This is a genomic window from Haloleucobacter albus (assembly GCF_052492075.1).
Map to the genome: position 1 here is coordinate 1 of NZ_JBQWAS010000002.1, position 2,627 is coordinate 2,627.

The 2,627-nt window shown below is 50.1% G+C and carries 2 protein-coding genes; both read right to left on the reverse strand.

Annotation, left to right across the window (positions count from 1 at the left end; translation table 11 throughout):
* Positions 1–141: type VI secretion system tube protein Hcp (locus tag ACT6QH_RS00015; RefSeq protein ID WP_444972792.1), on the reverse strand; the 141-nt coding region annotated here is incomplete at its 3' end.
* A 106-nt stretch (positions 142–247) separates the two neighbouring features.
* Positions 248–2,365: a hypothetical protein gene (locus ACT6QH_RS00020; RefSeq protein ID WP_444972791.1), complete on the reverse strand. Its 2,118-nt coding sequence runs from the start codon at positions 2,363–2,365 to the stop codon at positions 248–250.
* Positions 2,366–2,627 lie beyond the last annotated feature (262 nt).

The window sequence follows — 2,627 nt, forward strand, 5'->3', positions numbered from 1 at the left end:
CTCACGGTTGTTCGTCGAGCCAGAAACCGTGGAAATGCCACGACCAACACCCCACGAAAGAGACAGAACGTCAATCCACTTCTTGTGGTCATCCTGCGTCGCTTCGCCGTCAATACCGTCAAACTTCAGGTAAATTGCCATCTCACAGCTCCTTAATATAATTCGACCTTACTTACAGGTAAGTTATATATTCAAAACCAGACATCACCCTAAAGGTGCGATCAGAAACCCACCATTACAGTACGCATCAAGCATATGCCGTCTCAGAAATGCGCCTGCATACATCCTTCAAGCCCTGAACTGTTTCATCCCAGCTTTGGAAGCCGAGCGTTATCTTTCCAACATCCATAGAGAATGCGACAATGGTACAGAAAGCGACAAGCATCGCCCGCTCCCTATCGCTGGGATGCCGGGACCAACGCATCTTGCCTGTGGCCGCCAGCTCTTTTTTCTTCTTTGTAGAAACCTGCATAAATATATTTCCAGAATATCTTTGTATGAAGCCACCTTTTTCGATCATCTTCACATAATAATCTGGAATATTTGTAGAGTCAGTTGTTGGCGTCACAGCTCGAGTTGCACGTTTCAGCTTACCTTGCAGCTTCAGCTTCGAGTCGCTTAATGCCAGATTGACGACGAGATGAGCCCCAATATAGAGATTCCACATCTTGATCATATCATCATCAGACATGAACTGCTTATTGCCCTTCAGGATTGCGCTTTCCACATCAGCGGTAATGGCATTCTTGAGGGCGCGGAAATACATCTTCGAGCGCTCCGTAATTTCCGGAAGCTTGCTCATGTCGTGCGCAGCGTCAATCGAGTTGAACTCCACACCAAGGTCGAGCAAAGGTTTTTTGGATGTCGCTTCACGCGCTAGAGCAAATGCATTTTTGGCATTCACGGTCTTGAGGGCACCACCACCAAAAGTCGTGGAGAAATTTGATTTTTCAGCCGCTGACCGGTTAAGAAAATCCTTTGCAGCCCGAATCCGATCATCATTGGCTTCCAGCTTGCTCTGAACAATTGCCAGCCGTGTCTCCAAAGAGCTGACAACACCACGATTCGTCGGCGTCGCAACGAGAGCGGAATGAAGACCAATCTTCTTCGTTACGAGAGCGTCATGCTTCGTTATACCTGCATCGTGAGTTCTCTGGGCCTGTTGCAGCCGCCCTTTGCGAGCTCCATCCCAATCTTTCGAGAAGAAATAGCCCATCATAATGATGGCGATACGTTGTTTATTATCAAAACACTTGGGCATATTCACGAGGTTGAGAGCTGCGGAGAAGGACCCTTCAATCCCCTGCCCCATGATCGCGATCAGGAAATCATAGAATTGCACGAACATATCATTCGCACTGTTCTTGAATGTCTCCAAGGTCGCCTTTTCATTTAGATAAATATCTTTACGTCTGTCCGTATTTTGCAATGAACTCGGCAATTCGACATCAATTCTGGAGAGAATATTAATCTGATCCGTCACAACCTGATTTTGCGTCAGCGCACCCGTGATGATTGTCTTGAAGGCGTTCCCCTTGGTGTCGGCCATGGCGAGCACTTCAGCGTTGTTCTTATCCACATATCTGCGGGCTGCCACCGCAATCATGCTGGCAAGCCCCTTCTGCGCCGCCAGTTCACCCACAAGGCTAGTTTTATCGGCAAGGCCAGTCATGGAAGAAGCGATATTGGCTGTCGCCTTACCACCGGTTGCAGCTGCACTTGCCCGATCCTGCGCCCTGTTCTTGGCACTGGGATCTGTATTCGCACCAATTGCATCTTTCTGAGCTGCAACCTGGGCGGCACTACCCGAATTGAACAGCAAGGTCTGATCCCCGGTGGCATAGGCAACCGGATATTGCACGGCAGCGTTCAGACCATAGGAAATCATGCCATTGAGCCCCATAGACAGAGGCGCAAGAAACGGCCCTGCAACGGGAACAAATGCCAAGCCTGTCGTGATAGACGCATCCATAACCGACAACATCAGCGTCGAAAGCGCGCCCGGCGGCTCCTTCACTTTCGAAATGACATCATCAAGCGTCTTGCCGAAATTCCCCTTCAGATGAACCAGAGCCGTGAACGAAGATGCCGCGGAATTCGAAACCTCCGTCGGCATTTTCACCAACTCATCGCGCAAGCTGTTCACAGCACGCTTGAAATCTGCGTTTGGATGACTTTCGTAATAAAGATCGTACAGCTCCTGCGCCTTCAGAATAGCTCGGGATTTTGTGACCTTATCGGTCATCGGCCCATACAATTCCTTCAGCTCCTGTGAAGGACGCGACATACATTTATGCAGATCCCCGGCTTGCTCGGCCGTGCTCAAGGTTGTCTCAATGAGCTCAAGGAACTTATTGATATTCATGGCGCATCCCTCACGACACTGATTTCTGAATCACCACCCTCACAGGCGCACATATCATTCGCCCCCGCACCGACCGACTCATGACGTATGCGAGAGCGAATATTCGCCTGCCGAACAAGACACCTCAGGAGGTCTTGGTGGTGGTCATGTCATAGGAGACAGTCACCGGCGTACCCGCCTTGTTGTCATCCGTATGCGGCGTGAACTTGAACTCGATCTTCGTGAAGCTGATCGAGATGGATTCCGTCGGACGATCCCCGCC